This is a genomic window from Kribbella sp., from assembly GCF_035655035.1.
Taxonomy (GTDB): Bacteria; Actinomycetota; Actinomycetes; order Propionibacteriales; family Kribbellaceae; genus Kribbella.
Window position 1 is genome coordinate 1 of sequence record NZ_DASRVN010000084.1, and the last position, 6,841, is coordinate 6,841.

A 6,841-nucleotide genomic window follows, 5' to 3' on the forward strand; every position below is an offset into this window, starting at 1 on the left:
CCGCATGTGCTCGGGGACCCAGGCGAGCTCGTTGCCGCGCTCGAGGAACTCCTGCTTGAGGCCCGCGTCCCGGCCGCCGTTGGTGATGTACCACTGGCGGGTGGAGACGATCTCGAGCGGCTTGTCGCCGTTCTCGTAGAAATTCGCCATCCGCTCGGTCTTCTTCGGCTCGCCGTCCAGGTCCCCGCTCTCGCGGAGCTTCTGGACCATCAGCTCGCGTGCGCTGAAGACGGTCTTGCCTGCGAGCTCGCCGTAGAGCTCCGAGCCCTCCAGCCACGCCGGGGTCTCGCGCAGCAGCCGGCCGTCGCGGCCGATGACGGTCCGGACCGGCAGTTGCAGCTCGCGCCACCACTGGATGTCGGTCTGGTCGCCGAACGTGCAGCACATCGCGATGCCCGCGCCCTTGTCCATCTCGGCGGCCTCGTGCGCCAGGACCGGGACCTCGACGCCGAACAGCGGCGTGCGGACCGTCGTACCGAAGAGGTGCTTGTAGCGCTCGTCGTCCGGGTGCGCGATCAGCGCGACGCAGGCCGGCAGCAGCTCGGGTCGCGTGGTCTCGATGTAGATCGGCCCGTCGGCGCCGTGGAACGAGATCCGGTGGTAGGCCCCCGGATACTTCCGGGCCTCCATCTCGGCCTGCGCGACCGCGGTCTGGAACGTGACGTCCCAGACCGTCGGCGCCTCGGCCAGATACGCCTCGCCGCGGGCGAAGTTGCGCAGGAAGGCGCGCTGCGACGTACGCCGGGAGTCCTCCGAGATCGTGGTGTAGAGGTACGACCAGTCGACGCTCAGGCCGACCCGGCGCCACATCGCCTCGAACGCCTGCTCGTCGATGTGCGTGAGCTCGCCGCACAGGTCGACGAAGTTCTGCCGGGAGATCGGGAGCTGCTTCTTCGGGTCCGGCTTGGCCGGCGGGGTGAAGTCCGGGTCGTACGGCAGCGAGGGGTCGCACTTGACGCCGTAGTAGTTCTGCACCCGGCGCTCGGTCGGCAGGCCGTTGTCGTCCCAGCCGATCGGGTAGAAGACCTGCTTGCCGCGCATCCGCTGGTACCGCGCGACCAGGTCGGTGTGGGTGTAGCTGAAGATGTGCCCGACGTGCAGCGACCCGGAGACCGTCGGCGGCGGCGTGTCGATGGAGAACACATCGGCACGCTCGGCGGTGCGGTCGAAGGCGTAGGTCTGCTGCTCCTTCCATACGGCAGCCCACTTCTCCTCGAGGCCGTCGAGGCTGGGCTTGTCTGGAACGCGGGACGTCTGGCTCATGCGCACAATGTTAGTGGTTGTCAAGGGGTGCTCCGAACGCTTATCCACAGGCCCTCCTAGACTTGGCCATCTGATGAGTGACCTCTCCTTCGCCGAAGTGTCGGCACGGCTCCAGGCGCGCTGGCCGGAGCACAAGATCGAGCCCACCCTGGAGCGCGTCCGGCGGCTCGTCGAGCTGCTCGGCGACCCGCAGAAGGCGTACCCGGTGGTGCATCTGACCGGTACCAACGGCAAGACGTCGACGGCGCGGATGATCGACACCCTGCTGCGCGAGTCCGGCCTGCGCACCGGCCGGTTCACCAGCCCGCACCTGGAGTCGGTGCGGGAGCGGATCACGCTGGACGGCGAGCCGGTCAGCGAGCAGCGTTTCGTCGAGGCGTACGAGGAGATCGCGCCGTACCTGGACGTCGTGGACGCCGAGCATGAGCACCCGCTGACGTTCTTCGAGGCGATCGTCGGGATGGCGTTCGCGATTTTCGCCGACGCCCCGGTCGACGTGGCGGTGATCGAGGTCGGCCTCGGTGGCGCCTGGGACGCCACCAACGTCGCGGACGGCACGGTCTCGGTGATCACCCCGGTCGCGGTCGACCACGCGCACCTGCTGGGCGCGGATCCGGTCACGATCGCCGGCGAGAAGTCCGGCATCATCAAGCCCGGCGGTACGGCGGTGATGGCCCAGCAGAGCCTCGACGTCTTCGAAGTACTGCTCCGCAAGGCCGCCGAGGTCGGTGCCCAGGTCGCCCGCGAGGGTATCGAGTTCGGGATCGTCAGCCGGACCCTGGCGGTCGGCGGCCAGGTGGTGTCGATCAAGGGCCTCGGAGCGGAGTACGACGAGCTGTTCGTCCCGCTGCACAGTGAGTACCAGGCGCACAACGCCGCGGTCGCGGTCGCGGCCGTCGAGGCGCTGCTCGGCGCCAGCCCGGAGACCGAGGGCCGGGTCACCACGGAGCTGCTGCAGGCCGGTTTCGAGCAGGTCACCAGCCCTGGCCGGCTGGAGGTCGTCCGGCAGAGCCCGACCATCGTCGTGGACGCCGCGCACAACCCGCACGGCGCCGAGGCGACCGCGACCGCGGTGTCGGAGGCGTTCCAGTTCCAGCCGCTGATCGGCGTCCTCGGCTGTATGAAGGACAAGGACGTGTACGGCGTCCTGGAGGCGTACGAGCCGATCATGGAAACGGTCGTCTGCACCCGGAACAGCTTCGTCGAGCGCTCGATGCCCGCCGAAGAGCTGGGGGAGCTGGCCGCCGAGGTGTTCGGCGAGGAGCGGGTGCTGGTCCGCCCGCACCTGATCGACGCGATCGACGACGCGATCCGGCTCGCCGAGGAGGGCGCGGTCGCGCTCGGCAGCGGCGGCGTCCTGATCACCGGATCGGTCATCACCGCCGGCGAGGCGCGCTCGCTGCTGGTCCGCAAACAGAAGGACGAGAAGTGAGGTCGCTCGCCTCGATCGTGCTCGCATTCGAGTCCGTCGTACTGGCGCTCGTCACGCCGGTGATGATCTCGATCGCGGGCGTCCGTCCCGCGGTGGCGGTGCCGACCTGCCTCGGTCTGTTCGTACTGGCGTTGCTCGCGGCCGGGCTGCTCCGGTTCCAGGCGGGGTACGTGCTGGGCTCGCTCGTTCAGGTCGGCGCCGTCGGCCTCGGCTTCGTCGTACCGGTGATGTTCGTCCTCGGCGTCGCGTTCGCCGCGTTCTGGGTGGCGGCCATCGTCCTCGGCCGCCGGATCGAGGAAGCCAAGAGAGCGCGTGAGCAGTTAGGCTCAGCCGCCCCGATTACTTCGAGAGAGAGTTGACAGATGTCGCAGCGCACCCTGGTCCTGCTGAAGCCCGACACGGTCCGCCGCGGCCTGGTCGGCGAGGTGCTGGGCCGGTTCGAGGCCAAGGGCCTCACGATCGTCGCGATGGACCTGCGCACGATCGACGCTGAGCTGGCCGACCAGCACTACGCCGAGCACGTCGACAAGGCCTTCTACCCGCCGCTGCGGGACTTCGTCACCAGCGGCCCGCTGGTCGCGCTGGTCCTCGAGGGCGACGAGGCGATCGAGGTCGTCCGGGCCCTGAACGGCGCCACCGACGGCCGCAAGGCCGCCCCGGGCACGATCCGCGGCGACCTCTCGCTCTCGAACCGCGAGAACCTCGTGCACGGCTCCGACTCCGAGGAGTCGGCGTCCCGCGAGATCAAGCTCTGGTTCCCCGACCTGCCGTGACCCGGTGGTCCTGCCCGACCCGACCGCGTTCGAGACCTGCCGTAGCCGCAGGGCGTTGCCGACTGCAGGTGCCCGAACAGATACGATACGTGCCTGGGCGGACGGGTCGTGTCGGTCCACGGGCGGCGCTGGTCAGCGTTTAGCCTGGTCGGGGACCGAGTGGGAGGTGCCGCGGTGGCTAACAGCATGCTCGGCCGCGACATGGCGGTCGATCTCGGAACGGCGAACACCCTGGTGTACGTGCGCGGCCGGGGCGTCGTGCTGAACGAGCCGTCCGTGGTCGCGACCCGGACGGACGAGCCGCAGGAGGCGGTCGCGTTCGGGCACGAGGCGAAGAAGATGATCGGCCGGACACCCGGCAACATCACCGCGATCCGCCCGTTGAAGGACGGCGTGATCGCCGACTTCGACGCCGCCGAGCAGATGCTGAGGTACTTCATCCAGCGGGTGCACCGCCGGCGGTACTTCGCGAAGCCGCGGATCGTGGTCTGCGTGCCGTCCGGGATCACCGCGGTGGAGCAGCGCGCAGTCCGCGACGCCGGGTACATGGCCGGCGCCCGCAAGGTGTACATCATCGAGGAGCCGATGGCCGCCGCGCTCGGCTCGAACCTCGAGGTCCGCGACGCCACCGGCAACATGGTGGTCGACATCGGCGGCGGGACCACGGAGGTCGCGGTCATCTCGTTCGGCGGCATCGTCACCAGCCAGTCGATCCGGGTGGCCGGCGACGCCATCGACAAGGCGATCGTGAACTACTGCAAGAAGGAGTTCTCGCTGCTGCTCGGCGAGGCCACCTCGGAGCAGATCAAGATGACGATCGGTTCCGCGTTCCCGACCACCGACGGACCGGACAGCGAGATCCGCGGCCGGGACATGGTCTCCGGCCTGCCGCGGACCGTGAAGGTGTCCTCGGCGGACATGCGGCAGGCGATCGAGGAGCCGATCACCGCGATCGTGGACGCGGTCAAGGCGACCCTGGACAAGACCCCGCCGGAGCTGGCCGGCGACATCGTCGACCGGGGCATCGTGCTGACCGGCGGCGGCGCGCTGCTGAAGGGCATGGACGAGCGGCTGCGGCACGAGACCGGGATCCCGATCCACGTCGCGGAGAACCCGCTGGACGCCGTCGTGCTCGGCGCCGGCAAGTGTGTGGACAACATCGAGACCCTCAACCGCATCCTGGTCACCGACAACCGGCGCTGAGGTATCCACCGCATGCTCAAAGACCTCGGCAGCCCGTCCCGCAGTACGTCGGCCCGGAGCAGTACCTCGACCCGGAGCGCGTTCCGGTCGGCGGGCGAGACGCCGCTGCGCTCGGCCGGTACGCCGCGTGAGGTGCGCCGCCGCCGGTCCGTGCTGGCGCTGGTGATCCTGGCCTGTTTCACGCTGATCGTGCTGGATGCCCGACGCTCGGCCGGTTCGCCGCTCGAGCCCGTCCGGGAGGCCGCGGCCGCCGTCTTCGGCCCGCTGGAGTCGACCGCGAGCTCGGCCCGGAAGCCTGTGGACAACCTCCGCGACCGATTCGCGGAAATGGATAGGTTGAAGGCCGAGAACGAAAAACTGAAGAAGGCCAACGAGGATCTGACCAGGCAGCTGGACACCTCCGACTACGCCCGCAGCCGGGCGCAGGAGCTGGACAGCCTGCTCAAGCTCGCTCCGGCGTACACGATGACCCCCGCGAGGGTGATCGGGATCGGCAGTGCGCAGACGTTCAGTCACACGGTCACGATCGACGCCGGCACGGCGGACGGCGTGCGGACCGACATGACCGTGCTGAACGGCACCGGTCTGGTCGGCCGGGTGGTGCGGGCCACCCAAGGGACCGCGACCGTGCTGCTGATCGGCGACCGCAACTCGACCGTCGGCGGCCGGCTGAACTCGACGCTCGCGCTCGGATTCGTCTCCGGGCGCGGCGACGTGGCCGGCACCCTCGACTACAAGCTCGTCGACCCGAAGGCGCGGCCGAAGGTCGGCGACCGGATCGTCACCTGGGGCTCCAGCGACAACGCGCCGTACGTGCCGGGTGTCCCGATCGGCGTCGTCACCTCGGTGACGCCGAACGAGGGCGCCCTCGGATCCACCGCGACCATCAAGCCGTACGTCGATCCGACGAAGATCGACACCGTCGGCGTGGTGACCGGGCCACCGGCCCGCCCGCCGCGCCAGCCGCTGACCGGGAAGGGGAACTGACGTGATCGCACTGCGCATCGGGTTGGCCGCCCTGTTCCTGATGATCGCCGTGACCCTGCAGACGTCCGTGCTGACGAACATCGCGGTCGCGGGCGTGACGTGTGACCTGACACTGATCGTGGTGATCGCGCTCGCGCTGTCCCGCGGTGCGGAGTGGGGTGCGGTCGCCGGGTTCTCCGGCGGTCTGCTGATGGACGTCGTACCGCCCGCCGACCACACGGCCGGCCGCTGGGCGCTGTCGCTGGCGGTCGCGGGGTACGTGGCCGGCCTGATCCGCCGGGAGCGCACCTCGAGCGGGCCGGTCGGTCCGCTGGGCGTCGCGCTGACGGTCGTCCTCGGTACGACGATCTCGTTCTTCCTGTACAGCGCGACCGGTTCGCTGCTGCACGACCCGTCGGTCGACTGGGGCCAGTTCGGCGTCCGCCTCGGCATCGCCGCCGGGTACGACGTGGTCGGCGCGATCGTGGTGATCCCGCTGGTCATGTGGATCATGGGCCGCGTCAAACCAGCCCGCGAGCGCCGCCGGGTCACGTCATGAGTGCTCCCCACTCCTTCTTCCTCGGCATCACCTCCCGCTCTGCTGACCACCTCTTCCCGGCGGCGGGAGCGTTGTCATGAGTTGGGACGGGTTCGAAGCGCCTTTGAAGGCTCGGTTGCGGTTGTTCGTGATCGGGGTGCTGGTCTTCTCGTTGCTCTGCACGCTGTTCGGCCGGCTCTGGTACATGCAGGTGATGTCGAGCGCCGACTACTCCCAGGCCGCGAACCAGCAGCACATCCGCCAGGTCCTGATCCCGGCGCCGCGCGGCACGATCGTCGACTCGAAGGGCCGGACGCTGGTCGGCAACCGGGTCTCGCTGATGATCACCGTCGACCGCTCCGTGCTCGCGAAGCTCGCGGAGACCCAGCAGAACGTCGTGATCGCCCGGCTCGCGAAGGTGCTCGGCCAGCGCCCGAAGGACCTGAAGGCACGCACGATGCTGTGCGGTGAGCCCGGCGCGTCAAAACCGCCCGCCTGCTGGAACGGTACGCCGTACCAGCCGATCCCGGTCGCGAAGGACGTCAGCGAGCAGGTCGCGATCGAGGTGATGGAGCGCCGCGAGGACTTCCCCGGGGTCTCCGCCGACTCGCAGACCCTGCGGGCGTACCCGGAGCCGTTCAAGGTGAACGCCGCGCACATCCTCGG

At 69.5% G+C, this 6,841-nt stretch carries 7 protein-coding genes and 1 pseudogene; 7 read left to right on the plus strand and 1 reads right to left on the minus strand.

From position 1 onward, the window contains the following. Positions 1-1,263: class I tRNA ligase family protein (locus tag VFF46_RS05135; RefSeq protein WP_325035855.1), on the minus strand; the 1,263-nt coding region annotated here is incomplete at its 3' end. Between the two features lie 73 nt (positions 1,264-1,336). On the opposite strand from VFF46_RS05135, the gene VFF46_RS05140 reads away from it, so the two are divergent. The 7 genes and pseudogenes from VFF46_RS05140 to VFF46_RS05170 all read left to right on the plus strand — a co-directional run. Continuing rightward, positions 1,337-2,695 (plus strand): folylpolyglutamate synthase/dihydrofolate synthase family protein, encoded by a 1,359-nt coding sequence (locus tag VFF46_RS05140; protein ID WP_325035856.1) that lies wholly within the window; start codon positions 1,337-1,339, stop codon positions 2,693-2,695. Then, entirely contained in the window at positions 2,692-3,054 is a 363-nt protein-coding gene (locus tag VFF46_RS05145) for a DUF4233 domain-containing protein (protein ID WP_325035857.1), read from the plus strand. The genes VFF46_RS05140 and VFF46_RS05145 overlap by 4 nt, the downstream gene beginning before the upstream one ends. Before the next feature lie 3 nt (positions 3,055-3,057). Next, complete coding sequence (gene ndk, locus VFF46_RS05150; protein WP_325035858.1) at positions 3,058-3,468, plus strand: nucleoside-diphosphate kinase; 411 nt, start codon at positions 3,058-3,060, stop codon at positions 3,466-3,468. A 186-nt stretch (positions 3,469-3,654) separates the two neighbouring features. Next, complete coding sequence (locus tag VFF46_RS05155; RefSeq protein WP_167219028.1) at positions 3,655-4,671, plus strand: rod shape-determining protein; 1,017 nt, start codon at positions 3,655-3,657, stop codon at positions 4,669-4,671. A gap of 12 nt (positions 4,672-4,683) precedes the next feature. Next, positions 4,684-5,658 (plus strand): rod shape-determining protein MreC, encoded by a 975-nt coding sequence (gene mreC / locus VFF46_RS05160; RefSeq protein ID WP_325035859.1) that lies wholly within the window; start codon positions 4,684-4,686, stop codon positions 5,656-5,658. Between the two features lies 1 nt (position 5,659). After that, on the plus strand, positions 5,660-6,196 hold the full coding sequence (gene mreD / locus VFF46_RS05165) for a rod shape-determining protein MreD (RefSeq protein ID WP_325035860.1): 537 nt from the start codon (positions 5,660-5,662) through the stop codon (positions 6,194-6,196). 76 nt (positions 6,197-6,272) lie between these two features. Continuing rightward, positions 6,273-6,841, plus strand: a pseudogene (locus VFF46_RS05170) (penicillin-binding protein 2); the annotation flags it as partial.

Bases quoted from the DNA above. Each gene is read 5' to 3' on its own strand.
- VFF46_RS05155 (WP_167219028.1), top strand. From the start codon at position 3,655: ATGCTCGGCCGCGACATGGCGGTCGATCTCGGAACGGCGAACACCCTG.
- VFF46_RS05140 (WP_325035856.1), top strand. From the start codon at position 1,337: ATGAGTGACCTCTCCTTCGCCGAAGTGTCGGCACGGCTCCAGGCGCGC.
- ndk (WP_325035858.1), top strand. From the start codon at position 3,058: ATGTCGCAGCGCACCCTGGTCCTGCTGAAGCCCGACACGGTCCGCCGC.
- mreC (WP_325035859.1), top strand. From the start codon at position 4,684: ATGCTCAAAGACCTCGGCAGCCCGTCCCGCAGTACGTCGGCCCGGAGC.